Origin of the sequence: Nocardioides panacihumi (genome assembly GCF_039530925.1) — a bacterium.
Classification (GTDB): Bacteria; Actinomycetota; Actinomycetes; order Propionibacteriales; family Nocardioidaceae; genus Nocardioides; species Nocardioides panacihumi.
Window position 1 is genome coordinate 172,745 of the sequence record NZ_BAAAPB010000005.1, and the last position, 24,281, is coordinate 197,025.

Consider the following 24,281-nt stretch of genomic DNA (forward strand, 5'->3'; position numbering starts at 1 on the left):
GATCCCCACGGCCCGAGAGGTCAATCCGTCTGCCCGCCCAGGCGGGCGAGGAAGAGCGTCTCGACGAGCGCCATGTTCTCGATCTCCGAGGGGTCGACGCTCTCGTTGGGCGCGTGGATCAGGCACAACGGCTCCTCCACACCGAGAAGCACGATCTCGGCGCCCGGGTAGGTGTCAGCGAGCACGTTGCACAGCGGGATCGACCCGCCCTGGCCCGCGGTGACCATCTCGCGGCCGTAGGCGTCGGCCATCGCCCGCGCGAGGACCCCGTACGCCGGCCCGTCGGTCGCCGCGCGGAACGGCTCGCCGTCCGCCTCCGGCTCCACCGTCACCCTGACCGACCACGGGGCTGCCTCGGTGAGGTGTGCGACCAGCGCGTCCTGGGCCGCCTTCGCGTTCATGCCGGGCGGGACCCGTAGGTTCAGCCTGGCCGACGCACGCGGCTGGATCGCCGCCGCCGATCCGACGACGGGCGGGCAGTCGATGCCCAGCACCGTGACCGCGGGGCGGGCCCACAGCATGTCGGCGACCGTCCCCTCGCCGACGAGCTCGACGCCGGGAAGGACGCCGGCGTCGGCGCGGAACTGGTCGGCCGGGTAGGCCACGCCATCCCACCTGGCCGTGGCGTCGAGGCCGCGGATCGTGGTGTTGCCATGCGCGTCGCGCAGCGTGGCGAGGATGTGGATGAGCGCGGCCAAGGCGTCGGGCGCGGCACCTCCGAACATCCCGGAGTGGATCTCGCCGGCGAGGGACTCGACATGGACGACGACGTTCGCGAGTCCCCGCAAGGTCGTGGTGACGGTCGGCACGCCGACCGCGGCGTTGCCGGTGTCGGCGACCACGATCACATCCGAGCCGAGCGAGCCGGCGGTCTGCTCGACGTACGCCTCGAGGCCGCCGGTGCCCTGCTCCTCCGAGCCCTCGAGCAGCAGACGGACACCGACCGGGAACGGATGGTCGCCGCCGCCCATGGAGGCGAGGGCGCGCAGCGCGGTCAGGTGCATCACCAGGTTGCCCTTGCAGTCGGCCGTGCCCCGGCCGTGCCAGCGCCCGTCGCTCTCGGTGAGCTCGAACGGCGGGGTGCGCCAGGCCTCGTCGTCGAGTGGCGGCTGCACGTCGTAGTGGCCGTACAGGAGCACCGTCGGCGACCCGTCAGGGCCGGGCGTGTGGCCGACGACAGCGTCGCTCCCGTCCGGCGTGCGCTCCAGCCGGACGTCGCGGATCCCGGCCTCGGTGAATGCGTCGACGCACCACCGGGCGGCCCGGGCGCACTCCTCCGGCGGGAACTGCCGCGGGTCCGCCACTGACGGGATCGCCACCAGGTCGCTGAGGTCGGACCTGGCCCGGGGCATCAGGGCGGAGACGGCGCCTCGAGCATCCTCGACGTCCATCGTGAGCTCCTCCTGTCGACGGCTGCGCGGCGGGAACGCGCCGCTCCTGCATCCGCCCACATCCCCTGGCCCTCCACTTCACCCAGAGCGGGTGGTCCTCCCCTGTGGGCCCGGGTCGCGGCGCAGCAGGCGCGGGAGGTACGCCGCCCCCTCGCCGCTCCCCGCAGCGACGTCGCCGGGGTTGGCGATGGCGCAGTGCTTGAGCGACAGGCAGCCGCACCCGATGCACGAGTCGAGCCCGTCACGCAGCCGCTCGAGGGCGTGGATCTGGTCATCCAGCCGGCGGCGCCAGTGCCGGGAGATGCGGTGCCAGTCCGACTTGGTCGGCGTCCGCTCGGCGGGCAGGCAGGCGAGCTCCTCGCGGATCTCCTCCAAGGTCAGCCCGATGTTGCTCGCCGCCCGGATGAAGGCCAGGCGTCGCAGCACGCTCCGCTGGAACGTCCGCTGGCCACCGGCGGATCGCTCTGCGCTGATCAGCCCCTGGCTCTCGTAGTAGCGCAGGGCCGACGCTGCGAAGCCACTGCGCCGTGACACCTCCCCCATCGGAAGCCGATCCTGTGCGTCCATGGAAAGTCTCCCCACGCTCTTGACCTCAAGTTCACTTGAACTTGAATCATAGAGGCATGTCATCGATCCAAGGAACCCCCACCGCCGTCGTCACCGGCGGCTCCGCCGGGCTCGGCCTGGCCCTCACCAGCGCACTCGCGCAGGACGGCTGGCGGGTCGTCACCGACGCCCGTCACGGCGACGAGCTGACTGCCGCGACCGGCGCCCTCCCCGGCGTCACCGCCATCGCAGGTGACGTGCGCGACCACCGGCACCAGGAGCGGCTCGCCGAGGCGGTACGCCGCCACGGACAGCTCGACCTCCTCGTCCACAGCGCGAGCGAGCTCGGCCCGATGCTGCCCCTCGGCGAGGTCGCGCCCGAGGTGGTCGCGGACGTCCTCGCCACCAACCTGCTGGCCCCGCTCGCGCTCACCCAGCTGCTGCTGCCCCTGCTGCAGGCGTCGGGCGGCGCGCTCGTCGGCATCTCCAGCGACGCGGCTGTCGAGCACTACCCCACCTGGGGCGCGTACGGCGCCAGCAAGGCCGCCCTCGACCACCTGATCCTCACCCTGGCGGCCGAGAGCGGCCTGCGCGGCTACGCCGTCGACCCGGGCGACCTCCGCACCGCGATGCACCAGCGGGCGTTCCCGGGCGAGGACATCTCCGACCGCCCGCTGCCGGAGACCGTCGTGCCGCACCTGATCCCGCTGATCACCGGCGACCATCCCTCCGGCCGCTACCGCGTGGCCGACCTCGTCGCGGAGATGGCCCGATGACGCTCCTGGCCGAGCAGCCAGGTGTCGAGTTCCCAGCACCCGAGGACTCGACCGCGCCGGCGCCGGCGGAGTGGCGCGGCTTCGCCCGGGATGAGGTCCGCCTGCTCGTGGCCCGTCGGTCAGGGGTCGTGCACACCCACTTCCGCGCGATCGCGGAGCACCTCGAGCCGGGTGACCTGCTCGTCGTCAACGACTCGGCCACGGAGGCTCGCGAGCTCGACGCCACGCTTGCCGGCCGTGGACCGGTCGTCCTGCACCTCGCGCAGCGTCTGCGCGACGGCGCCTGGGCGGTGGAGCTCCGGACGGCGCCGGACGCACAGCGGGCGGTGCTCGACGCGGACGAGGGCGACGTGGTCACGGCCGGCCGACTGCGACTCACGCTCACGGCGCCGTACCCCGGCGCAGCGTCCTCCCCCACCGGGCGAGGCAACCGGCTCTGGCGCGCCACGGTCACCGGCGACGTCGCCGGCGAGCTCCACGACAACGGCCGCCCGATCGCGTACGGCTATCTCGACCGGCGCTACCCCCTCGCCGCCTACCAGTCGGTCTTCGGCGTGCGTCCGGGCAGCGCGGAGATGCCGTCCGCCGCCCGACCGTTCACCGCCGACCTGGTCACGGCGCTGGTCGCGCGCGGCGTCCAGATCGCGCCGGTCACCCTGCACACCGGCGTGTCATCCCAGGAGGCGGGCGAGGCGCCCCCGCCCGAGTGGTTCGAGGTGACACCGACGACCGCGCGGATCGTGCGGGAGACGAAGCTCGCAGGCGGGCGGGTCGTCGCGGTCGGGACGACGGTCACCCGCGCGCTGGAGTCGGCGACAGTACGCCGAGGCCGCGGCCGCCCGACGGTGCAGCCGGCCCGTGGATGGACCGACCGGGTCGTGACTCCTCAGCACCCGCCTGTCGTGGTCGACGGGCTGGTGACCGGCTGGCACGACCCGCACGCCTCACATCTGCTGCTCGTCGAGGCGGTCGCGGGGCGATCGCTCACCCAGCGGGCGTATGACGAGGCCGTCCGCTCCGGCTATCTCTGGCACGAGTTCGGCGACGCCGCGCTCCTCCTGCCGTGAGGTCAGCCGGTCGTCGTGAGGTCAGCGGGTGGTCGTGAGGTCAGCGGGTGGTCGTGAGGTCAGCCGGTGGTGAGCTCAGGAGAAGGCCAGCACAAGAGCGCTCAGGACAGCCAGCAGGCTGATCAGGAGGATGAGGCCGGGGAGCTCGGCGTCGGGCTGCGACGCGGTCTTGCTGTAGTGCTCGATGTCGGCGGTCATGACCCCTACGTCCCCATCGCAGCGAGTGCTCGAAACCCCGCCGCCCCGATTCGGTCCCTGGGGGTGAGGCTGGCGGCCTCTCCACCTCACCCCGAGGGGTGGCCCGGGCGTCAACCCTTGCCCTCGCTCGACCCAGGGTGGAGGCTGCGGCTATGACCCTCCGCAGCCGTCTCGGGCAGGGCGCGGCACGCCGCGCGCCAGTCGCGCTCACCGCCGTCGCCGCGCTGGCCGCGGCCCTCCTCGCTGTCTCGCCCGCCCCGGCCGGCGCGGCAGGGCCCCCGGCCGCCGGATCACCGCCGCTGGCTGCTGCGCCGCTCCAGGCTGCCAAGCAGGCACCCGGCGCGCCCGACCTGGGCCCGAACACCTACGTGTTCGACCCGTCGATGCCGGTCAGCCAGATCCAGGCGACAGTCGACGCGGTCGCCGCGCAGCAGGTGCCGAACCAGTTCGGGACGCAGCGTTACGCCCTGCTGTTCGAGCCGGGCACCTACGGCACGGCCCAGCAACCGTTGAACTTCCAGGTCGGCTACTACACCGAGGTCGCCGGCCTCGGCCGCGATCCCGGGGACGTCGTTATCAACGGCTCGGTCGACGTCTACAACCAGTGCGACAGCGGAGGCTGCGTCGCGCTCAACAACTTCTGGCGGTCGCTCTCGAACCTGACGATCCATGTGAGCAACGGCAACGCTGGCTGCTACGCCGGTGAGTTCTGGGCGGTCTCGCAGGCCGCGCCGATGCGTCGCGTCCACGTCGAGGGCAACACCACGCTGATGGACTACTGCTCGGGGCCGTCGTTCGCCAGCGGCGGCTTCATCGCCGACTCGCGGTTCACCGGCGGCACCGTCATCAACGGGTCACAGCAGCAGTTCTACACGCGCAGCTCCGACCTGGACGGCTGGACCAACAGCGTCTGGAACCAGGTCTTCTCCGGAGATGTCGGTGCGCCGAGCGAGTGCTTCGGCTGCGCGCCCGCCACCTACTACACGACGTTCGACACCACGCCCGTGACGCGCGAGAAGCCCTACCTCTACGTGACGGACGCCGGCGAGTGGCGGGTCTTCGTGCCGGCGACGCGACGTGACGCCCGGGGCACCACCTGGGCGACGGGCTCGACCCCCGGACGGTCGCTGCCGCTGTCCGACTTCTACGTGGCACACCCCGGCGACTCCGTGGCAGCGATCAACAACCAGCTCTCCCGGGGACGCGACCTCCTGCTCACGCCGGGCGTGTACGACGTCCCGGAGACCATCGCGGTCAAGCGCGCCGACACCGTCGTGCTGGGCCTCGGCCTGGCCACGCTGACAGCGCAGGGCGGCGCGGTCGCGCTCTCCGTGGCCGACGTCCCCGGTGTCGACCTGGCCGGGTTCACCGTCGACGCGGGAGCTGTGAGCTCGCCGGTGCTCGTCCGGATCGGCAAGGCCCACGGCAACAACCACAGCGACGACCCGGCAGACCCGACGGCGCTGCAGGACGTGTTCTTCCGGATCGGCGGACCTCACGCGGGGCGCGCCGAGACGAGCCTGGAGGTCAACAGCAGCAACGTCGTGCTCGACGACATCTGGGCCTGGCGCGCCGACCACGGCACCGGGGTCGGATGGACGCAGAACACCGCGACCACGGGGGTCGTGGTGAACGGCGACCACGTGGATGCGACCGGCCTGTTCGTCGAGCACTACCAGGGCTTCGAGGTGATCTGGAACGGTGAGGACGGATCGGTCGTCTTCTTCCAGAGCGAGATGCCGTACGACGTGCCGAGCCAGGCCGCGTGGCGCTCCTCGCCCACCACGGACGGGTACGCCGCTGTGAAGGTGGCCTCCGACGTCCGGTCGTTCAGCGGCGCCGGGATGGGGACCTACAGCTTCTTCAACCAGGGCGTCGACATCTTCGCCGACCACGCCTACGAGGTGCCCAACACGCCGGGTGTCCACCTGCACGACCTGCTCACGATCTTCCTCGACGCCAGCCATGGGATGGGCGGGATCCGGCATGTCGTGAACGACGCAGGCGGGTCCTCGACGATCGCGAACCCGGACGTGCCGGTGACGGTGGTCGACTACCCCTAGGGCGACACGCGAGATGATCGGCGACGACACCCGACCGTCTCGTCGCCCCCACGAGGAAGACATGCCCCTGCCTGACCCCGCCCTGCCCGACCCCGCCCTGCCCAGCCCCACGCTGCACACCGCCCGCCTGCGGCTGCGTCCCGTCACGAGCGCGGATGCAGACGCCCTCTTCGCCCTGCACAGCAACGCCTACGTGCTGCGCTACTGGGACTCGCCCCCGTGGACCGAGCCGGCGCGCGCCGAGCGCTTCATCACGGCGTGCCGCCAGATGGCGGAGGACGGGAGCGGAGCGCGGCTGATCCTGGAGCGGGCCGCCGACGGGGCGTTCCTCGGCTGGTGCGGCGTGACCCGGTGGAACCCCGACTACCGGAGCGCCTCCCTGGGCTACTGCCTCGGCGAGGCGGCGTGGGGCCACGGCTACGCGACGGAGGGCGCTCGGGCGCTGCTGCAGTGGGCGTTCGACACGCTGGACCTGAATCGGGTCCAGGCCGAGACCGACACACGCAACGTGGCATCCGCCCACGTGCTGGAGAAGCTCGGGTTCGTGCGCGAGGGGACGCTGCGGGAGGACTGTGTCGTCAACGGTGAGGTGTCGAACTCGTGGGTGTTCGGTCTGATCAGGCGTCAGTGGCGACCGGCGCCGAGCCTCCAGCCGCACTGATCGGGCACGTCGCGCGGGAGGTCCGGCCTCACCACCAGCCCTGTCGGTGCGCCCAGTGCAGGAGCAGGCCGGACATCGTCAGCATCACCGCGACCACGATGATCAGCTGGGTCAGGTGGGTGCGCTGGTTGACGATCACGTTCATGCCGTAGACCGACGCGAGGGCGGTGATCGGCAGCGTGATGGCCGCGATCACCGCGAGCCGTTCCATCGCGACGGTCATCTTGGTGTTGACCTTCGTCTGGTAGAGCTCGATCACTCCGAAGAGGAACTGCGCCTCGCCGTCCGCGATCGACCGCACGCGGTCGAACTGGTCGGCCAGGTCACGGGCGAGCAGGCGTGAGGGCTCGGGCACGAACCGGTCCAGCGAGCCGATCCTGGCGTACACGTCGTGCGTCTGGGCCGCCATCGTCCGCGCCGTGATCAGCTCGTGCCGGATCAGGAACATCCGCTCCAGCAGGACCTCGGGCGCGGTGAGCGTCGACCGCATCACCTCCTGCTCCAGGCCCGGGAGCTTCTCGGCGACGAGACCCACCAGGGCGCGCTGGCGCCGTGCCAGGGCGGACGAGAGTGCGTACGACAGCTCGGCCGGCGTCGCCGGGGCGAACCGGCCGGCGTCGATCCGTCCGCAGACCGCCGCCGTCTCCACCAGCGCCTCGGCGGGGTCCACCACCGGGTTGATCGGGCCGTGGACCGTCACCAGGAAGCGGTCCCCGACGATCTGGTCGAGCTCGAGCATGTGCACGTGACCGTTCGCGCCCTCCAGGGGAGCGTGCGTGATCACGAAGTAGTGGTCGCGATAGCTGTGCACGGTCGGCACGTGGTTGCGCCGGACACAGTCCTCGAGCACACGTGGGTGACAGCCGAGTGCCTGGAGCAGCGCCGGGGCCTCCTCGTCCCACTGCGGGACGTCGACCCAGACGAAGCCGTCGTCGCGCTCGAGCAGCAGGAACAGGTCGTCGCTCGGATGCTGATGGGTCCCCGACGCGTCTACGAACCGGACGTCCATGTGGCCAGCGTGACCCCAGTCGGGCACAGCCGTAAAGGAGCTCACGGCCCCGCCCGGACGTCTCAGGCGGTGCCGAGCTCGCCCTCGCTCCGCAGGATGCAGAACTCGTTGCCCTCCGGGTCCGCCAGGACGACCCATCCGGAGCCCTCGCCGCGGATGCCACGGTGGTCGGCGACCTGGGTGGCGCCGATGCTGAGCGCCCACGCGACCTCGTCGTCGCGCGTGCGCTCGCGGGGTCGGAGGTCGAGGTGGAGACGGTTCTTCGTCTGCTTCGCATCGGCGACCTCGATGAACAGCAGCCGGTGGGCTCCGTCCGGCGACTGGATCATGCACTCCTCGTGACCCGGCTCGTTCGGGTCGTCGGGGAGGTCGACGTAGCCGAGCAGCACCTTCCACCACTCGGAGAGCTCGTAGGCGTCGGCGCAGTCGATCGTCGTGTGCGAGATGTAGGAGGTCACGGGGGTTCCTCAGCGTTGACGGCGGGGACGCCCGGATCATGCCAGGCCGCCGTGTCGTCGCGGTGCAGCGTGAGGGCGGGGCGGCGCCTCCTCCGACGGATCGGGCGATGCCAGGCCTCCGTGCCGGGACTAGCGTCAGTCGCACGGACGACCAAGGGCGGGATGTGATGACGGACCTCTCGATGCACGAGCAGCTCCCCTTCGACGAAGGGACGGCGCCGTCGCGCGTGTCGACCGGAGAGCTGCCCCGGGCCGAGGAGGTCCAGCAGCTCGTCACCGAGGCCTACGAGCGCTACCGCGCCACGGCCGACGGGACGGTCGCCGACTACATCCCGGTCCTCGCCGAGGCCTCCCCCGACCTGTTCGGCATCAGCGTCGTCGGCGCACGGGGTCGGTCGTTCGAGATCGGTGACGTCGACACGCGGTTCTCCGTCCAGAGCGTCTCCAAGCCGTTCGTGTTCGCGCTCGTGTGCGAGGCGGTCGGCTACGAGTCGGCGCGCCACCACCTCGGCGTGAACAGCACCGGCTTCCCCTTCGACTCGCTGATGGCCGTCGAGCTCAACGACCACCGGACGATGAACCCGCTCGTGAATGCGGGTGCGATAGCGACGACGAGCCTGGTGCCCGGCGCGGACGCGGCACAGAAGTTCGAGCGGATCAGCGCCGGCCTCTCGCGCTTCGCAGGCCGCGACCTCAGCGTCAACGAGGAGGTGTACGCCTCCGAGGCCGCCTCCAATCTGCGCAACCAGGGCATCGCGCACCTGCTGAAGAGCTACGGCCGGCTCTACTTCGACCCCGACGAGGCGACCGACGTCTACACCCGGCAGTGCTCCCTGGAGGTGACCGTCCACGACCTCGCCGTGATGGCCGCGACCCTGTCCAACGGCGGGGTCAACCCGCAGACGCACGAACGCGTGATCGCCACCGGTGTGTGCCGGCGCGTGCTCGCCGTGATGGCGACCGCGGGCCTGTACGAGCTGTCGGGAGACTGGCTGTACGAGATCGGGATGCCTGGCAAGAGCGGCGTCAGCGGAGGCATCGTCACCGTCTCCCCCGGCAAGGGCGGACTGGCCACGTTCTCGCCGCCGCTGGACGTCGCCGGGAACAGCGTCCGGGGCCAGCTCGTCACGAAGTACCTGTCCGACCGGCTCGGCCTCAACCTCTTCGCGTCCGAGCCCGTCGACCCGCAGGCCTGACGTACCGCCTGCCGAGGTCTCGCGGCCCTACATTGTCAACATGGCCGACATCTTCCTCGGTGTCCTCGCGATCATCGCCGGGACCGCCATGCTGTTCGCAGGCCGGTTCGTGCTGCGGCTCATGTTGCCCATCTGGGGCTTCTTCGCCGGATTCGCGTTCGGCGCCGGACTGGTCGCCGGCATCGCGGACGAGCGCTTCCTCGGCACCGCACTCGGATGGGTGCTGGGGCTGCTCTTCGCCCTGATCTTCGCCGTCTTCGTCTACCTGTACTACTACGTGGCCGTCGTCCTCGCGATGACCGCCTTCGGCTTCGCGATCGGCTCGGGCCTCGTGGTGGCGATCGGGATCGACTGGAACTGGGTCGCCGTCCTGATCGGCCTGGTCGTGGGCGCGGTCTTCGGTCTCGTGTCGGTCCTCGCGAACATGCCTGCGATCGTGCTCGTCGTCCTCGGCTCGTTCGCGGGCGCCGTCGGCGTCGTCGCCGGCCTGATGCTGCTGGTGGGCTCGCTGAACACCGCCGACTTCACCCGGGGCGACTTCACCGACACCGTCTCGAACAGCGTCGGCTGGTCGTTGCTGCTGCTGGTGCTCGCCGTGGCGGGCATCCTCATCCAGGCCGCCCAGAGGGCGCTGATGCGCACCAGCATCCGGTCCGTCTGGTACGAGGAGCCGGTCTGACCCGAGCCTCGCCCGTCATCCGCCGGCCGGCGGGACCGGTCGATGCCAGCGCGGCCGGACGTCGGCCGAGACGTCCCCGGGCGCCTCCTCCGCGACCGCGTCCGGCCGCGTGCCCGACCAGCGCACGTACCGCTCGGTCATCGGCCCGGCGGTCAGTCCGTGTGCGTAGACCGACAGCCCCACGGTGATGGCGACCGCGAGCAGCATCTCGCTCTGGCCGGCGAGACTCGTGTCGTCGAGGAGGATGACGCCGAACACGATCGAAGCCAGTCCGCGGGGCCCGAACCAGCCGAGGTACAGCAGCGTGGCCGGGCGGCTGCGCGTGCCGAGCATCGCGGCAGCCACGGGGATCATCCGGACCACCGTGAGGCTGAGGACGGCGTACAGGAGCACGTGCCAGGTCAGGTGAGCCAGCGCGTCACCCAGGATCACGGCGCCGAACACCACGAACGTCACGGCGTTGAGCAGCTCCCCGGTCTCGTCGACGAGATACGTGACCGGGGCAGCCTCGACGCGGCTCACCCGGTGCTGCCAGGCGAACACGAGCCCCGCGGTGAAGGCAGCGATGAAGATGCTCCCGCCCAGGGCGGAGGCACCACCCGCCGCCGCGGCGGCGGTGGAGGCGGGAAGGATCTGGAGCCAGCCGGCTTCGCGTCGCTCGGGGTGGAGCGCGGCGCGCAGCGCGAGGACGCCGAGCAGTCCGGCGACCACGCCGGCGACCAGGCCGAACCCCAGCTGCTCCCCCACGATGCGCAGCGCGTGGCGTCCTGACATGGAGCCCTCGTCGGCCTCCGCGAACCCGATCGCGATGAGGAAGATCGGCACGCACAGCCCGTCGTTGAGCCCGCTCTCGACGTTCAGACCCTGTCGGATGCGGGACGGGAGCCGTTCGTCGGTCACGACCGCCTGACCGAGCGCGGCGTCGGTGCAGGCGAGCATCACCGCGAGGATGAGCGCCTCGACGCCGCTCAGGCCCGGCAGCACCAGTACGCCGACCGCCGCCCCGGCGGCGATGGTCAGCGGGAGCCCGATGCCGAGCAGTCGGACGGGGACGGCCGCCCCCCGGCGCAGAGCGCGCGGCGAGATCCGAGAGGCGTCGGAGAACAGCACCAGCACGAGGGTGGTCTCGGCCAGGAGCTTCACCGCCTCGCCGTGCAGGTGGAGATCGAGGACCCCGAGCACCGGGCCCGCGAGCAGCCCGGCGGTGGTGAAGAACATGGCGGCCGACACGTTCACGGCGCTCAGCCGTCGGACCCCCACGGCATAGCCGACGAGGATCAGCGCGATCACCGCAAGTGCCCAGCTCATGGCCGTTCCGGCCGACGCGCACGCGCCATGGCGCCCGCCTACTCCTCCGAGGACCCACCGTCAGTATGCCCAGCCGGGCGACGAGCCGTCACGGGTCGGGCGAGGTTCACACGGTCAGGGTGATGTCTCGCGGCACGGTTGCTCCTACGGTCGACAGGACCGAGTGGGCTCGACCTTCGTGGGGCGACCTGCGCGCGGACGGAACGGAGGAGTCATGGGACTGCGAGACCGGCGCGAGAACCGTCGGCAGGAACGCGAGGCGTTCGGCCGGGGCGGCAACGCCGTGCACTACCAGATGCGCCAGAAGCTGGTCTCGATCGGCGACGACTACTGGATCGAGGACGACGCGGGCGAGCGCGTCTTCCGGGTCGACGGGAAGGCTCTGCGGCTGCGCGACACCCTCGACCTCGAGGACGCCCACGGCACGAAGATCTGCCGCATCCAGACCCGGGTGCTGCACATCCGCGACTCGATGGCGATCGAGGACCCGCAGGGCCAGCAGCTCGCCCTGGTGCACAAGGCGCTCATCTCGCCCCTCCGGGAGCGGTGGAAGATCGACCTGCCCGGCGACCGGGAGTGGAAGGTGCAGGGGAACGTGGTCGACCACGAGTACGAGATCGAGGACGACGACCGCAAGATCGCCGAGATCTCCAAGCGCTGGTTCCGGGTGCGCGACACCTACGGCGTCGAGATCGTCCCCGACCAGAACCAGGCGCTGATCCTCGCGGTGGCGATCGCCATCGACACCATGAGTCACCCGGCCAGATGAGTGGCGGCGCCTGAGCGGTACGACGGCGACGTACCGCTAGGCCGGGCCGACGCTCGCCACGGCCGCCCAGGGGACGCGGCCGGCCCTCGGGTCGAAGTGCCGGAGGTACCAGACCGCCGTGGCGTCCGCGGCGTCCGGCTGGATGACGACGAGCGACCGACGCTGCCCGTCGAGCATGATGAGCACGACCTGGTGTGAGTCGTCGGGCGGGAAGCTGACGGCCTTCAGCAGGCCACGACGGTTCGGGATCGGCACCGCGTTCGGCCGGTCCTCCCAGTCAGGCTGGGCGTAGATGACGCGGGAGATGTAGCCCGCGTCGGCCGGCCAGGCGGCCAGCAGCGAGGGGAGCTCGTCGGCGAGGACCCGGGTTCGGGGCCACCACGCTCCGTCGAGCTGGTGTCGATCCGCGGACAGTTTCAACGCGAGCCGGGCATTGTCATGGGCGCCCATGTGGACCGCCGCCTCAAGCTTGCCGCCTCGCCAGGACCTGTGTATCCGGGAGATCGCGGTCGTCATCAACAGTAGCCCGTGCACCTCGTAGCTGCGCGCACTTCCGTCATCGAGAGGCACGCGACGGACCGGACGACGTCCGCGATCACCAGGCGCTGTCGTTCATGCGGTAGTCGCCACCCGACTCCTCGATGTGGCTCCAGGCGGCGGGCCCGAAGTGGAGCTGCCGACCCTTCTCCGGGTCGATGACCTGCAGTGCGCCGCTGTCGAGCAGCTTGTAGCTCGCGTTACCGCGGAAGTCGAAGCTCTCGGCCCCGATCATGAACACCACGAAGTTCGCCATCGTCAGGACGCTAGCGGCAATCGGGCCCGCCCGACCAGTGTCGGGGCCGTGAGCTCGACCTGTCAGCGGGTGGCGCCCCTGATGCCCGCGACGATCGCGGCGATCAGGAGGCCGAGGATCACCACCAGCAGCGCCACGGGTGCGAGGAGGAGGACGAGCAGCAGGACGAGCACCGCCACGACCCTCAGCTGGACGCTGGCACCCGACCAAGCGCCCTTCATCGCCGCCCAGACGGGGTTCTTGCCCTGCAGGTGGGCCTTCACCCCGGCGAGGATGGCTCCCCCGGTCGCGCCCTCGGAGGCGGCGTACTCCTCGAGCCCCTGGATCCACTCGTCGACCTTGTCCGACAGCCTGCCCACGGCGGCCTCTGCGAGGGACCCGAGAGCCGACCCGAGGTCAGGGGCGACGGGGGCGCGCTCGGCGCCGGCGTCGACGACGTCTGCTGCCGTCATGCGCGAACCTCGATCCGGGGGAGCTGTCGGCGGGATCCGACCACCCTCGTTCTCGTTAACCGACAGCCGTGGGCGCCAAACGGGGTGAGCCCGTCCGGCTCCGAACTGCGACGTCCTCAGCGCGTGCCCGGAGGAGTGCCGAAGAAGTGCCCGGGAAAGCGCTAGTGGAGCTGCTCGCGCCAGTCCGTGGGGACGCGGTCGGCGGGACCCGGCACGCCCTGGTCCGACGGGTGATGCTGGGGGTCGGCCAGCTCGGGCCCGTCGACGTAATCCTCGTTCTCGTAGTCCCAGAACCAGGTCTCCCCCGGCTCGAAGCTCTGGACGTACGGGTGCCCCGTCCGCGCGGCGTGTCGGCTCGCGTGCTGACCCGGCGACGAGTCGCAGCATCCGATGTGCCCGCACTGGGTGCAGCGCCTGAGGTGCAACCACCAGCCGGAGGCCCGTTCGCACTCCGAACAGCCGGTCCCGGAAGGGGTGACGGTGACGTCGATGCCGAGGTTGTCGCTCATCTTCATTCCTCCAGGCCGGGGTCGCGTACGACGATAGCCGCCGACCTGCCGAGGTCGTGCGCCCCGTGGCCGGCGACGGCCATCGACGTCAGGCCTCGGCGTCGAGGGCGGCCCGCATCCCCGGCTGGCCGAGCCAGGCCGCACCCACGTCCTCGACGGGTGCGGCCTGCGGCATCGACGGCGTCCGGGGCACGACGATGGTGATCTCCGCGCCCCCCTCGAGGGCACGTCCGGCGCGGATCGTCCCGCCTCGTGACTCGGCGACCTGCCGGACGAGCGCCAACCCGAGGCCGGTCTGTCGACGCGTGTCCTGCCGGAGACCCTCCGTGTTCCTGCCGCCGAGGTTGACGGCGTCCACCACGTCGTCTGCCAGACCGGGACCGGAGTCGGCCACGCCCAGCTCGATCGTGTCCCCGACCTGGCGCGCGAAGATGCGCACCGTGTCGTCGTTGTCGGTGTAGCGCAGCGCGTTCTCGACGAGCGTGTCCAGACACATCCGGACCCGTTCCCGAGAGACCGTGAGCGTGCCGACGTGGGAGTCGACGACCCAGCGCCGGGCCGTGACGTTGCCCCAGCGTGTGGCGACCTCGCTCAGCAGCGCGTCGACGTTCACCGGTCGGCGGTGCTGGTGGTCCGAGACGGCGAGCATGCGCACCAGGCGCTCGCCCACCCGCTCGAGCGTGCCCAGCTCGTCGTCGATCACGCTCAGGTCCTCGTGCTCCTCCCGGGTCAGCTCCTGCTGCTGCAGCAGGCTGACGTAGCCGCGCGCGATCGTGAGAGGTGTGCGCATCTCGTGGGAGTACATGCGTGAGAGGCGTTCCCGCTCCTGGTGGCGAAGCCGTTCGGCGTCGGTGAGCACGCTGAGCTGACGCATGCTCTCCACGCGGCGAGCCACATGCCACGCCATCACGAACGCCATCAGAGCCATGAGCGGGATCTCGGCGGTCTCCTGCCAGCCGATGACCCCCTCGGACGCCCGGACCGTGAGGACGGCACCACTGGCGATCGCGTATGCCGTGATCGACGTCAAGGTGACGGCCGGCGGCCACAGGGCGAAGCCGTAGCCGAAGCAGAGACTGATCCAGCCCAGGTGCAGCGGGATGGTCTCCTCGCCCGGCGATGCCGTCATCGACACGCAGCAGGCGACCGCGAAGAGGCTCCACGCGATGAAGAACGGGGGTGGGCGCCACATGTCAGGTGCCGTAGAAGCAGTATCCGACGCCTCGGATGGTCTCGACCGGCAGCTCCCGCAGCTTGCTCCTGAGTCGGCCGACGCAGACGTCGACGACGTTGCTGTTCGGCCCGAACGCCTGGCCCCAGATGTCGTTGAGCAGCTCGTCGCGTCGGCAGACGTCGCCGCGGCGTCGCATCAGGTGGGCGAGCATCGAGAACTCCCGCTCGGTCAACGAGATCTCCGCGGGCCCCACCCGCGCCTTGCGACGGTCGAGGTCCAGCACGATGTCGGCCGCGGTCAGGTAACGGTCCTCCCTCGGCCGCTGCTCCGGCACGTGCACGATGTGCCGCCGTACGCGCGCCATCAGCTCGGCGGTGTGGAACGGCTTGCTGACGTAGTCGACGGCGCCCTTGTCGAGTGCTTGCACGCGGGCGGCCACCTCCGTGACCGCGGACAGGACGATCACCGGTGTCCTGTCGCCGCGACCGCGCAGCTCGCTGAGCACCTGCAGGCCGTTGCGGTAGGGCATCACGATGTCGAGGAGCGCCAGGCTGATCGCCTCGGCATCGAAGACGTCGAGTGCGGCGCGGCCGTCCGGGGCGGTCACGACGGAGTGCCCGTCGGCCACGAGCGAGCGGCTGAGGAACGTCCTCACCCGCTCCTCGTCATCCGCCACGAGGATCTTGCCCACGATCACCACCCCCGAAGAACACCGGACCGATACGGCCCGCGCAGCCGGAGGGAGGTGCAGTGGGAGGTCCCGTTCGCAGCGGCTCGCCCCTGAGCCCCCGCCGGCCAGATGCATGCTGCGCCGCTCGGCGGGCTCCGGAGCCGGGCCCGGGTGGATATACCCAGTCTGAATGAGATCCGGGCACGGATCGGGCCAGGGCCCCGAAGTTGACGCAGGCGGTGGATGACAGGTTTCTGACGATGATCTGACACATCGCTCACAGACCGATGACGACCGTCTTCCGGCCTCATGACCGCCGCCTGTCTGTTGCGTGAGCCCTCCGACACGGATCGGGTACCGGCCCTCCCCTCGCTCCACCGTGTGTCGCGGTGGCCTCTGCCACCAGCCGCGTGTCGGAGGAGGAACCGTGAGCACCACGAATTCCGTCAGCTTCTCGCCCAAGACGCTGTTGGCGCTGACCTTGGTGGTCGTGCTGCTGCCGATGACGCTGAGCGCCACGCGGCTCGTTCCGCCGGCCTCGGCCGCCACGGGCCCCGGCAACATCAAGCTCCAGGTGGTGGCCGCCCGCAGCGTCGGACCGGCCGCCGGCCTGATCCACAAGGGCGATGCCGTCACGTCGTACAAGTGGATCGTCAACGAGGACGACACCGGCGACCCCGGCGCGGCGAGTGCGCCGCTCCTCGACCGCTGCCTGCCGCCCCGTGCGGCCGGCGGATCGAGCAACGCCGACTACGCCGACACCTGCCCGTGGCCGTCGACGCGCCAGACGTCGGGCTACTCCCCGATCGTCGCCCAGGGCACGGACGCCGACCTGAACGGCAGCACGAGCCTCGACGGGCTGCCGCAGGGCAAGTACCTCCTCTCCGTCACCGCCGACGGCTACAAGATCGGCGGCCAGCACTTCGTGGTCGCCGGCGACACCCAGACCGTCAAGGTGGACCTCGACCCCACGCCGCTTCCCCTCGCGACCATCCGGATCGACGTCTTCGACGACAGCGTGCCCGTCGACGGCACCTTCGAGGTCGACGCCGAGCGGCCCCTGGCGGGCTTCACGGCGCACCTCACCGACGTGTTCGGCGACGTGAGCACCGACTACTACGGCAACGCGCTGTGCACGGCGTACCAGCACGTCGGTGGCAACCCCAGCGCTCCGCTCGTCTTCGACGCCGACAACCACCCGATCGTGGACACGACCCGCTCGAGCGGGCACTGCACCAGCGACGCCGGCGGCCACATCGTGATCCCGAACCTCGGCCCGAACCGCCTCGCGGCCACGGTGGCGCCGCCCGCCGCGCAGACGGGCCAGTGGGTGCAGACCACCACCCTCGAGGGCGGCCACGACTACGACATCTGGAGCCAGGAGGGCGCGACCGGCTACGACACCGAGCTCGTCAAGGGTGGCGAGCCGGTGGCCAGCGTCCAGTTCGGCTTCGTGCACGTCCGCGGGCTGCCCGCACGGACGCCCGCCGCCACCGGTGAGATCAAGGGCGTCGCCGTCGCCGGACTGCCCTACGTCGGCGGCCAGAACGGCCAGGTCGTCCCGGAGACAGGATTCGCGGGCGCCAACATCGATGGGCCGATCGCACGGCCCTGGGTGGCGCTCTCCGACCTCGACGCCGGGGACGCGGCGGTGTACGTCGGCCGCGGCCAGGCCGACGGCTCCTTCGACATCACCGGTGTGCCCGACGGTCTCTACCAGCTGACCATCTGGGACGACGACCAGGACTACATCCTGTGGAGCTTCAACGTCGAGGTGTCTGACGGCGGTGTCTCCGACGTCGGGAACAAGATGCTGGTCGGGTGGTTCACCCACCTGCACGGCCACGTGTTCATCGACTCCAACGAGAACGGACGCCGCGACCCCGGCGAGGCGGGGGTGCCGCAGTTCCCGCTGACCATCCGGGAGCGTGACAACTCGCTGATGGACCAGTACACCAACACGGCGTCCACGGACTCCTCCGGCAGCTACGACATCCGCGAGACGTACCCGCTGAGCAAGTGGCTGGTGCTCGAGGCGTTCAACACCAGATATCGCACGACCGGAATCACCTACCGGGCCGAGAACGACCCGACGCCGACCACCAAGCGCGGCGGCCTCGTGGACCTCGACTTCCTGCCAGTGATCGGGCTCTCCGGCCAGGTGGACTGGGGCGTCATGCCGTACACGTCGTCGACCAACGGCGGCATCGCGGGCACGGTCAGCTACGACGTCACGCGCAACGAGCTCGACCCCGCCGACGCCGCCTCCGAGGGCTACCAGCCCGGCATCCCCGACCTGCCGGTGCACCTCTACGCCAGCGTGCCCTGCGCGGTCACCGACGCTGCCGCGGTCGCCAACGAGTGCCGCCAGGGCAAGGAGATCGTGCCGCTGACCGTGCCGGACCCGGCGAACCCCGGTCAGACGATGAAGAACCCGGACCCCGACCGCGGCTCGATGGTCAAGGGTCCCGAGCTGTCCGACGCCTACACCTCGGAGGAGTGGGCGCCGCCGCGCGGCTGCACCGCGCGCGACTACAGCGGTGAGCCACTCACCGACCAGCTGGCGCTCCCGGACTTCGGCGAGGACGCGAACCGGCTGTGCGTCGAGGCCCCGATGATGGGGGTCGCGATCGGCCCGAGCGACAAGACACCCGAGGACGCGTCGCAGACCGTCAACGGCAACTACGGGTTCTCGAGCTCCAAACTGAACCTCTACGCACCGGGCAGCGCTCTGAACCCCGCACCCGACAAGCAGTTCCCGCTGTACGGCGACCTCGCCGCCGCCGGCTACCCCGAGCAGGACCTGAGGCCGGGCGACTACATCGTCGCCGTCGAGATCCCCGACAACCCGGTGGGCGGCGGACAGATGTACAAGGCGACCGCCGAGGAGGACGTCAACGTCTTCGACGGCGACGGCTACCTGCCCCAGGAGAACATCAACGCCATCACGCCCGCCCTGGAGCAGGACCCGCCGGGACCGCCGACGCCCGACGTGACGCCCCCGTCGCAGCCGCCCTCGCAGCAGGCCGGCATCATCTCCCCCTGCGCCGGGCGACTGCACAAGGTCGACGTCACCAACCAGAACTTCCTCGACGCCGGGGGTAGCCCGTTCCAGGGCCAGGACCGACCGTCGTGCCAGGACAAGCTGGTGACCGTCCGTGCGGGCCAGACGGCGGCTCCCAACTTCAACCTGTTCACCGACGTGCCGATCCCCACCCACTTCTGGGGTCTCACGATCAACGACCTGGGGCTGAGCCTCGACAAGCGCAGCGTGGAGTACGGCGAGGCGCAGGGTCTGCCGTTCGTCCCGATGGGTCTCTACGACTGGTCCGGTCGCCTGCTCGACACGGTGCACACGGACTTCAACGGCTTCTACGAGGCCCTCGAGCCGTCGACGAGCACCTACAACTGCCCGGTCCCGGCCGGCCCCTGCCCGAACATGTATCGCTTCACGGGCAACGACCCCGGCTCTCCCGACCATCCCAACGCCGACTACAACCCGAGATTCCGGACCATCTCCGCGAGCTTCCAGGGCTGGCCGGGCCTCTACACCGTCACCGACACGGCCCCGACGCAGGTCGCGACAACAGCGCTGACGCCCGGCTCGACCGCGGTCAACCCGACGCAGTGTGACCTCGGCGCGACGTGGCCGCAGCTGCTCAGCACCGACCGTCCGTGGATCCGACTCGGGGACACGGCTGCCAACCGCACGGTGACCCTCAACGGCTTCGGCTTCGGCGCCGCGGGCACGCTCCGGCTCAACAACACGGTCGTGTCGACCACGACCTGGAGCGACACGAAGATCGTCTTCACCGTGCCCACGACGGCTGCGCCCGGTCCGACGACGGTGGAGGTGACGCGCGGCTCCAACGGACTCAAGACCGTGAACGGCCTCACGTTGCAGATCCTCAACGGGTCGGCCACCTCCGCCGGCGGCACCGCGACCAACCCACGGCTCGCGGAGGTCGGACCGGGCAAGCAGTTCGCGACGGTGCAGGCCGCGCTCGAGGCCGCCCGGCCGACGTCGGTCAACCGGTACTGGCTGGTCGTCGTGTGGCCGGGTGCCCAGACCGCGCTCAACCCGCGCGGCGAGTACAACGAGAACCTGATCGTGCACCACCGCACGCGCATCCAGGGCGTCGGCCCCGGTGGCTTCCGGCCCGACGGCAGCTTCGTCCGCGGCTCGATCCTGGACGGGTCCGGCTTCAACCCGGACAACGCCCAGGGACAGGCCTGGATCACCCGGCTGGGCACGCTGACCTACTCGGGGCAGCCCGAGGTGCCCGATGCAGCGGTCGTCACGGTGCTCGACGATCCGACGAACGGCTTCGCGCCCGCGTCGTACCCGGTCACCATCGACGGGTTCCGCATCACCGGCGGCTCGCAGAGCGACTTCCCCACGAACATCAACGAGGTGACCGGCGGCGTGAAGACGCCGTACGGCGGCGACGGTGCGATCGTCACGCAGGGCGGCGGCATCTACGTCCACAGCCGGGTGACCGGGATGCAGGTGACGGACAACGTCATCGAGGGCAACGGCGGCTCCTACGGTGGCGGCGTCCGGGTCGGCACGCCCTACCGGACGGACAACCTCGACACCGGGTTCGTGCTGTCGCGCAACCAGGTCCGTGACAACGGTGGCACCAACCTCGCCGGTGGCATCGGGATCTTCGCGGGCAGCGCCAACTACCAGGTCACCAAGAACGCGATCTGCGGCAACTTCTCCGCCGAGTACGGCGGCGCGATGACCGCGTTCGGCTGGCAGACGATCGCAGGCGGCACGATCCAGGGCAACCGGATCTGGTTCAACTCCTCCTACGACGAGGGCGGCGCGGTCATGATCGCCGGCGAGCTGCCCGCCGACCCGGCCCAGCTGTCGGAGGGCTCCGGCCCGGTGACGATCGACAAGAACGTCATCTCCGACAACCTGGCCAACGACGACGGCGGCGGGATCCGGCTGCTCCAGGTCGCCGGGTCGCACATCTCACGGCTCACCCCCGGCACGATCACGATCACGAACAACACCGTGACGAACAACGTGTCGACCCACGAGGGCGGCGGCATCTCCCTCGACGACGCGCCGTTCGTGACGGTGTCGGGCAACACCGTCGCGAAGAACCTCACGACCGCCACGGCGATCACCAGCGACGGGCTGCCGGCCCCGGCGGGGCTCTCGACGTCGCAGAACAGCGACCCGCTCCAGGCACGGCTGCGCAACACCACGTTGTTCCCCGCCTCGCAGGTGCTGGCGGCCACGACGTTCAGCAGGCCGACGCTGCTGGACAACGTGTTCAACGACAACCGGGCCGGCGCGTTCAGCGGCGGCTGGGTGACCGGCATCGGCGGCACCCTGCCCGACGGCTCCGCGAACGACGTCAACGTCTGGGACATGGGGGTCGTCGACGGCGGCGGCACCCTCTCCCCGGCCGGATCGCTCATCTCGAGCGACCAGGGCACGGACGGCGGCACCAGCACGACGATCGCGGCAGACGCCGGGTTCAAGGACCCGTCCGACGTCTTCGTCGACGTGCTCGCCGCGCGCAGCTATCCGGCGTTCCGGCAGTCCCTCATCATCGGCGAGCTGCTGCCGCCCAACCTGTCGAGCGACTACCACCTGGTGGGCACCGGCTCGCCGGCGTACGGCAGGGGCGTCGCGAGCACCCAGGTCACCTGGGGCACGGGACTCCTCGGGTTCCGCTACACCGTGTCCGCGCCGTCGGACGACATCGACGGCCAGACCCGGCCCTCCGGGACCGCGACTCAGCCCAGGTACGACGCCGGATCGGACCAGCTGAAGCCCTGACTGAAGGTGGCCGCGGAGCCGACCCCCTGCCCTGCGGCCACCTTCTTGACCTCCTGTCGACCTGCGACACCACCCGTGACAGCACGAGGAGCACACGATGACCGACAAGTTGCACCCGGGACCGCTCTCGAGGCGGATGTTCCTCACCGGCACCGCCGGCCTGGCCGGAGCCGCCGTCCTCGTCGGCGGCCGGCCGAACCAGGGCGCCCATCCGGTCAGAGGCCTACGCCCGACGGCCGCCGGAGTCCACCCGCAGAAGACCGTCCACCTGGCGGGCACGGACGGATGGGTGTCCATGCCCCAGGGCGCGCCTGCGGACCCGCCGTTCTTCCCCGACTCCCTGGCGCCCGCAGGCTTCGACACCTACGTCTTCGGTTTCCGCGACGTGACGGGGCTCTCCGCCACCCAGGTGGCCGCGCAGCGCGGGCACGCACAGATCAGCGCACCGATGCTGAGCTTCGACGAGGAGGACGACATCTTCATCACGCTGAGCAACCTCGGGCTGCTGCAGCGACCGGACCTCTTCGACGGCCACACCCTCCACTGGCACGGCTTCGTCAACGCGATCCCGCTGTTCGACGGAGTCCCGGAGCTCTCGCTCGCGGTGCCCGTCGGCCGCGACTTCACGTACTTCTACCGCCCCCACGACCCGGGCACCTACATGTACCACTGCCACTTCGAGGACGTCGAGCACGTGCAGATGGGCATGACCGGCATGGTGTTCATCCGCCCCCGGCAGAACAAGACCCCGGTCAACGGCGACCCGGCCGGCACGAAGTACGCCTACAACGACGGGGACGGATCGACCCGGTACGACCGGGAGTTCGCGTTCATGCTCACCGAGCTGTGGTCGGCCGCCCACTACCGCGATGCGCACATCCAGGTGAACGACTGGACCGACTACGCGGCCAGCTTCTGGCTGATGAACGGCCGGGGCTACCCGGACACGCTCGAGCCCAACGGCAACCCGCTGGTGACGACCGCGGGACGCCTGCAGTACCAGCCGATCTCGTCGATGGTCTCCTGCAACGCCGGCGACCGGGTGCTGCTACGGCTGTCGAACCTCGGCTACCAGAACCACCAGATGAGTGTGGACAACCTCGACCTCACCGTCATCGCCAAGGACGCCTCGCTGCTGCGGGGCCGGGACGGGACCAGCAACTACCTGGTCACCAACGGCGTGGACATCGGCCCGGGCGAGAGCCGGGACCTGATCTTCACTGCTCCCTCGCCGGGCGAGTTCCTCCTCTACGACCGCAACTACTCCTACCTCGACAACGGTGGTGGGCCGGGTTACGGCGGCATGATGACGCGGATCGTCGTCCATCCCGCCGGGACCCTCGGCCCGCAGACCGCCGCGAATGCCTGACCGGACCGAGGAGACACGATGCGAACCCTCACCACGCACCTGCGCCGGCCGGACCGCGGCCTGACCTCACTGCTGAGCACTCGGCTGACCGCACGGCTGGCGCAGCGAAGGTACGCCGCCGCGCTGCTGGCCGGCACCCTCGCGACCGTTGGACTGGCCGTCGGCACATTCGGGGCCCACGCCGAGGCGGCGCCCACCTCGGAGGGACTCGAGTGCCTCTCCGACGCACACAACACGTTCTCGCTCACCGCTCGCGACGGCTACGTCTCGACGCCGGACGGCAACTCGATCTACATGTGGGGCTACGGCCCGAGCAGCGGGTCGTTCCAGCTTCCCGGGCCGGTCCTGTGCGTCCCCTCCGGGGCGCACGTCCGGGTGATCCTCCACAACGCCCTCAGCGAGGCCACGTCGATCGTGTTCCCGGGTCAGAGCGCGGTCACGGCCGACGGCAAGCCCGCCCAACCGCAGCTGACCGACACGGGCGCGATGATGTCGCTCGTGCAGCCCGCCGACGCGACGGACGGGTCGGTGACCTACGAGTTCACCGCCGGCTCACCGGGGACCTACCTCTACGAGTCGGGGACGGACGTCGCCAAGCAGGTGCAGATGGGCCTGTACGGCGCCCTGGTGGTCCGCCCGGCCGGCCACCCCGACCAGGCCAACGACCGGACCGACTCCCGGTTCAGCCCCGACCACGAGTACGTGTTCCTGCTCTCCGAGGTCGACCCCGACCTCCACCTCGCCGTCGAGCGTGGCGAGGCCGTCGACGCCGCTCACTCCACGGCCCGCTACTTCATGATCAACGGCCGCAGCATGCCGGACACGCTGGCACCCAACCACGCCTCCTGGCTGCCCACACAGCCCTACGGCGCGATGGTCCACATCAAGCCCTACGACGCGCAGACCAACCCGTACCCCGCGCTGATCCGCTACCTGAACGCCGGGTCCGTCAACTACCCGTTCCACCCGCACGGCAGCGACGAGCGCGTCGTCACCCAGGACGGCAGCGCGCTGGTCGGTAGCGGCGGGCAGGACCTGTCCTACCTCAAGTACGACCTGGATGTGGAGCCCGGCCAGTCGCTCGACGCGCTGATGGACTGGCGCGATGTCGAGCAGTGGGACCCGGCGACGAACCCGATCCCGACCCAGCTGCCGGCCATCCAGGACCAGCTGCTGGTGGGCCCGGACACCTGGTTCAGCGAGAGCGGCTACCTCGGCAAGAAGGGCTCACTCCCTCCCAACATCACCGCCAACAACGAGTGCGGCGAGTACTACCACGTAGCGCACAGCCACGCGCTCCAGCAGGCCACCAACTACGGAGCCACCTTCGGCGGCATGATGACGGTGTTCCGCATCGACCCGCCGGCCGGCTGCCCGACGAGCTGAGGAC

General features: G+C 70.6%; 22 protein-coding genes. 10 read left to right on the plus strand and 12 right to left on the minus strand.

Going from position 1 to position 24,281, the window contains the following annotated elements; genetic code table 11:
- Positions 1-20 precede the first annotated feature (20 nt).
- Both ABD205_RS19785 and soxR read right to left on the minus strand, forming a co-directional pair.
- On the minus strand, positions 21-1,391 hold the full coding sequence (locus tag ABD205_RS19785; protein WP_344047862.1) for a dipeptidase: 1,371 nt from the start codon (positions 1,389-1,391) through the stop codon (positions 21-23).
- Between the two features lie 78 nt (positions 1,392-1,469).
- Complete coding sequence (gene soxR / locus ABD205_RS19790; RefSeq protein WP_344047864.1) at positions 1,470-1,958, minus strand: redox-sensitive transcriptional activator SoxR; 489 nt, start codon at positions 1,956-1,958, stop codon at positions 1,470-1,472.
- Positions 1,959-2,014: 56 nt separating this feature from the next.
- Between soxR and ABD205_RS19795 the strand changes: the two genes are divergently transcribed.
- Positions 2,015-2,713 carry an SDR family oxidoreductase gene (locus ABD205_RS19795; protein ID WP_344047866.1) on the plus strand — a complete coding sequence of 233 codons (699 nt, stop codon included), beginning with the start codon at positions 2,015-2,017 and terminating at the stop codon, positions 2,711-2,713.
- Entirely contained in the window at positions 2,710-3,780 is a 1,071-nt protein-coding gene (locus tag ABD205_RS19800) for an S-adenosylmethionine:tRNA ribosyltransferase-isomerase (RefSeq protein ID WP_344047868.1), read from the plus strand. Before ABD205_RS19795 ends, ABD205_RS19800 begins: the two co-directional genes overlap by 4 nt.
- 75 nt (positions 3,781-3,855) lie before the next feature.
- Here the strand turns inward: ABD205_RS19800 and ABD205_RS19805 are convergent, their stop codons facing one another.
- Positions 3,856-3,978: a hypothetical protein gene (locus ABD205_RS19805; protein WP_344047869.1), complete on the minus strand. Its 123-nt coding sequence runs from the start codon at positions 3,976-3,978 to the stop codon at positions 3,856-3,858.
- Positions 3,979-4,130: 152 nt separating this feature from the next.
- On the opposite strand from ABD205_RS19805, the gene ABD205_RS19810 reads away from it, so the two are divergent.
- Positions 4,131-6,041 carry a hypothetical protein gene (locus ABD205_RS19810; protein ID WP_344047871.1) on the plus strand — a complete coding sequence of 637 codons (1,911 nt, stop codon included), beginning with the start codon at positions 4,131-4,133 and terminating at the stop codon, positions 6,039-6,041.
- Between the two features lie 61 nt (positions 6,042-6,102).
- Positions 6,103-6,702 (plus strand): GNAT family N-acetyltransferase, encoded by a 600-nt coding sequence (locus ABD205_RS19815; protein WP_344047873.1) that lies wholly within the window; start codon positions 6,103-6,105, stop codon positions 6,700-6,702.
- Positions 6,703-6,730: 28 nt separating this feature from the next.
- Here ABD205_RS19815 and ABD205_RS19820 read toward each other — a convergent pair whose 3' ends face one another.
- The gene (locus tag ABD205_RS19820) at positions 6,731-7,711 is read right to left on the minus strand and encodes a magnesium transporter CorA family protein (protein WP_344047875.1); all 981 of its coding nucleotides are present in this window, start codon (positions 7,709-7,711) and stop codon (positions 6,731-6,733) included.
- A gap of 62 nt (positions 7,712-7,773) precedes the next feature.
- Positions 7,774-8,169 carry a VOC family protein gene (locus tag ABD205_RS19825; RefSeq protein ID WP_344047876.1) on the minus strand — a complete coding sequence of 132 codons (396 nt, stop codon included), beginning with the start codon at positions 8,167-8,169 and terminating at the stop codon, positions 7,774-7,776.
- 167 nt (positions 8,170-8,336) lie between these two features.
- On the opposite strand from ABD205_RS19825, the gene glsA reads away from it, so the two are divergent.
- Positions 8,337-9,365, plus strand: a complete 1,029-nt coding sequence (glsA, locus tag ABD205_RS19830; RefSeq protein WP_344047878.1) for a glutaminase A — start codon at positions 8,337-8,339, stop codon at positions 9,363-9,365.
- A gap of 40 nt (positions 9,366-9,405) precedes the next feature.
- Positions 9,406-10,044 (plus strand): hypothetical protein, encoded by a 639-nt coding sequence (locus tag ABD205_RS19835; protein ID WP_344047879.1) that lies wholly within the window; start codon positions 9,406-9,408, stop codon positions 10,042-10,044.
- A gap of 15 nt (positions 10,045-10,059) precedes the next feature.
- Here ABD205_RS19835 and ABD205_RS19840 read toward each other — a convergent pair whose 3' ends face one another.
- On the minus strand, positions 10,060-11,352 hold the full coding sequence (locus ABD205_RS19840) for a cation:proton antiporter (protein ID WP_344047881.1): 1,293 nt from the start codon (positions 11,350-11,352) through the stop codon (positions 10,060-10,062).
- 214 nt (positions 11,353-11,566) lie between these two features.
- Here ABD205_RS19840 and ABD205_RS19845 point away from each other — a divergent pair, with 214 nt between their 5' ends.
- Complete coding sequence (locus ABD205_RS19845) at positions 11,567-12,121, plus strand: LURP-one-related/scramblase family protein (protein ID WP_344047883.1); 555 nt, start codon at positions 11,567-11,569, stop codon at positions 12,119-12,121.
- Positions 12,122-12,157: 36 nt separating this feature from the next.
- On the opposite strand, the gene ABD205_RS19850 is transcribed toward ABD205_RS19845, so the two are convergent.
- The 6 genes from ABD205_RS19850 to ABD205_RS19875 form a co-directional block, all read right to left on the minus strand.
- On the minus strand, positions 12,158-12,571 hold the full coding sequence (locus ABD205_RS19850) for a DUF5994 family protein (protein WP_344047885.1): 414 nt from the start codon (positions 12,569-12,571) through the stop codon (positions 12,158-12,160).
- A gap of 145 nt (positions 12,572-12,716) precedes the next feature.
- Positions 12,717-12,914: a hypothetical protein gene (locus ABD205_RS19855; protein ID WP_344047887.1), complete on the minus strand. Its 198-nt coding sequence runs from the start codon at positions 12,912-12,914 to the stop codon at positions 12,717-12,719.
- Positions 12,915-12,976: 62 nt separating this feature from the next.
- Positions 12,977-13,366: a hypothetical protein gene (locus tag ABD205_RS19860; RefSeq protein WP_344047889.1), complete on the minus strand. Its 390-nt coding sequence runs from the start codon at positions 13,364-13,366 to the stop codon at positions 12,977-12,979.
- Between the two features lie 161 nt (positions 13,367-13,527).
- On the minus strand, positions 13,528-13,875 hold the full coding sequence (locus tag ABD205_RS19865) for a UBP-type zinc finger domain-containing protein (protein WP_344047891.1): 348 nt from the start codon (positions 13,873-13,875) through the stop codon (positions 13,528-13,530).
- An 88-nt stretch (positions 13,876-13,963) separates the two neighbouring features.
- Positions 13,964-15,067 (minus strand): sensor histidine kinase, encoded by a 1,104-nt coding sequence (locus ABD205_RS19870; RefSeq protein WP_344047893.1) that lies wholly within the window; start codon positions 15,065-15,067, stop codon positions 13,964-13,966.
- 1 nt (position 15,068) lies between these two features.
- Positions 15,069-15,740, minus strand: coding sequence for a response regulator transcription factor (locus ABD205_RS19875; RefSeq protein ID WP_344047895.1), 672 nt, complete (start codon positions 15,738-15,740; stop codon positions 15,069-15,071).
- Positions 15,741-16,146: 406 nt separating this feature from the next.
- On the opposite strand from ABD205_RS19875, the gene ABD205_RS19880 reads away from it, so the two are divergent.
- The 3 genes from ABD205_RS19880 to ABD205_RS19890 all read left to right on the plus strand — a co-directional run bounded on the left by ABD205_RS19880 (position 16,147) and on the right by ABD205_RS19890 (position 24,277).
- A complete protein-coding gene (locus tag ABD205_RS19880) occupies positions 16,147-21,522 on the plus strand; it encodes an IPT/TIG domain-containing protein (protein ID WP_344047897.1) in 5,376 nt (1,791 codons plus the stop codon).
- Between the two features lie 97 nt (positions 21,523-21,619).
- Positions 21,620-22,891, plus strand: coding sequence for a multicopper oxidase domain-containing protein (locus tag ABD205_RS19885; RefSeq protein ID WP_344047899.1), 1,272 nt, complete (start codon positions 21,620-21,622; stop codon positions 22,889-22,891).
- A gap of 18 nt (positions 22,892-22,909) precedes the next feature.
- A complete protein-coding gene (locus ABD205_RS19890; RefSeq protein ID WP_344047900.1) occupies positions 22,910-24,277 on the plus strand; it encodes a multicopper oxidase domain-containing protein in 1,368 nt (455 codons plus the stop codon).
- Positions 24,278-24,281: the final 4 nt, after the last annotated feature.

Bases quoted from the DNA above. Each gene is read 5' to 3' on its own strand.
- ABD205_RS19800 (WP_344047868.1), top strand. From the start codon at position 2,710: ATGACGCTCCTGGCCGAGCAGCCAGGTGTCGAGTTCCCAGCACCCGAG.
- ABD205_RS19795 (WP_344047866.1), top strand. From the start codon at position 2,015: ATGTCATCGATCCAAGGAACCCCCACCGCCGTCGTCACCGGCGGCTCC.
- ABD205_RS19840 (WP_344047881.1), bottom strand. From the start codon at position 11,352: ATGAGCTGGGCACTTGCGGTGATCGCGCTGATCCTCGTCGGCTATGCC.
- ABD205_RS19865 (WP_344047891.1), bottom strand. From the start codon at position 13,875: ATGAGCGACAACCTCGGCATCGACGTCACCGTCACCCCTTCCGGGACC.
- ABD205_RS19810 (WP_344047871.1), top strand. From the start codon at position 4,131: ATGACCCTCCGCAGCCGTCTCGGGCAGGGCGCGGCACGCCGCGCGCCA.
- ABD205_RS19870 (WP_344047893.1), bottom strand. From the start codon at position 15,067: ATGTGGCGCCCACCCCCGTTCTTCATCGCGTGGAGCCTCTTCGCGGTC.
- ABD205_RS19815 (WP_344047873.1), top strand. From the start codon at position 6,103: ATGCCCCTGCCTGACCCCGCCCTGCCCGACCCCGCCCTGCCCAGCCCC.
- ABD205_RS19855 (WP_344047887.1), bottom strand. From the start codon at position 12,914: ATGGCGAACTTCGTGGTGTTCATGATCGGGGCCGAGAGCTTCGACTTC.
- ABD205_RS19850 (WP_344047885.1), bottom strand. From the start codon at position 12,571: ATGGGCGCCCATGACAATGCCCGGCTCGCGTTGAAACTGTCCGCGGAT.
- ABD205_RS19845 (WP_344047883.1), top strand. From the start codon at position 11,567: ATGGGACTGCGAGACCGGCGCGAGAACCGTCGGCAGGAACGCGAGGCG.
- ABD205_RS19885 (WP_344047899.1), top strand. From the start codon at position 21,620: ATGACCGACAAGTTGCACCCGGGACCGCTCTCGAGGCGGATGTTCCTC.
- ABD205_RS19820 (WP_344047875.1), bottom strand. From the start codon at position 7,711: ATGGACGTCCGGTTCGTAGACGCGTCGGGGACCCATCAGCATCCGAGC.
- soxR (WP_344047864.1), bottom strand. From the start codon at position 1,958: ATGGACGCACAGGATCGGCTTCCGATGGGGGAGGTGTCACGGCGCAGT.
- glsA (WP_344047878.1), top strand. From the start codon at position 8,337: ATGACGGACCTCTCGATGCACGAGCAGCTCCCCTTCGACGAAGGGACG.
- ABD205_RS19860 (WP_344047889.1), bottom strand. From the start codon at position 13,366: ATGACGGCAGCAGACGTCGTCGACGCCGGCGCCGAGCGCGCCCCCGTC.
- ABD205_RS19805 (WP_344047869.1), bottom strand. From the start codon at position 3,978: ATGACCGCCGACATCGAGCACTACAGCAAGACCGCGTCGCAGCCCGAC.
- ABD205_RS19835 (WP_344047879.1), top strand. From the start codon at position 9,406: ATGGCCGACATCTTCCTCGGTGTCCTCGCGATCATCGCCGGGACCGCC.
- ABD205_RS19785 (WP_344047862.1), bottom strand. From the start codon at position 1,391: ATGGACGTCGAGGATGCTCGAGGCGCCGTCTCCGCCCTGATGCCCCGG.
- ABD205_RS19890 (WP_344047900.1), top strand. From the start codon at position 22,910: ATGCGAACCCTCACCACGCACCTGCGCCGGCCGGACCGCGGCCTGACC.